This window comes from Flavobacterium polysaccharolyticum, assembly GCF_038739875.1.
Taxonomy (GTDB): domain Bacteria; phylum Bacteroidota; class Bacteroidia; order Flavobacteriales; family Flavobacteriaceae; genus Flavobacterium; species Flavobacterium polysaccharolyticum.
Map to the genome: position 1 here is coordinate 1 of NZ_JBCGDP010000067.1, position 679 is coordinate 679.

Annotated in this window: 1 pseudogene; it reads right to left on the reverse strand. The window is 43.7% G+C overall.

Annotation, left to right across the window (positions count from 1 at the left end):
- Nucleotides 1-679: pseudogene (locus WFZ86_RS20115) on the reverse strand (hypothetical protein); the annotation flags it as partial.

Consider the following 679-nt stretch of genomic DNA (forward strand, 5'->3'; position numbering starts at 1 on the left):
TACTAGCTGTAACAACTCCCAAACAATTGTCGGTAGCCGTTGGTGGAGTAAGACTCGTAACACTACATTGTGCGGTAATCGTAGGAAGTGTAGCAGCATCTGCAACAGGGGCTGTAGTATCCGCTATTACAATACTTTGATTTTGTGTCGTGCTGTTGGTTCCATCTGAATACGTCCAAACTACTGTTGTAGAAGATGTAATAGGAAGAACGGCTGTAGTACTAGCTGTAACAACTCCCAAACAATTGTCGGTAGCCGTTGGTGGAGTAAGACTCGTAACACTACATTGTGCAGTAATCGTAGGAAGTGTAGCAGCATCTGCAACAGGGGCTATAGTATCCGCTATTACAATACTTTGATTTTGTGTCGTGCTGTTGGTTCCATCTGAATACGTCCAAACTACTGTTGTAGAGGAAGTAATAGGAAGAACCGCTGTAGTACTAGCTGTAACAACTCCCAAGCAATTGTCGGTAGCCGTTGGTGGAGTAAGACTCGTAACACTACATTGTGCGGTAATCGTAGGAAGTGTAGCAGCATCTGCAACAGGGGCTGTAGTATCCGCTATTACAATACTTTGATTTTGTGTCGTGCTGTTGGTTCCATCTGAATACGTCCAAACTACTGTTGTAGAAGATGTAATAGGAAGAACCGCTGTAGTACTAGCTGTAACAACTCCCAA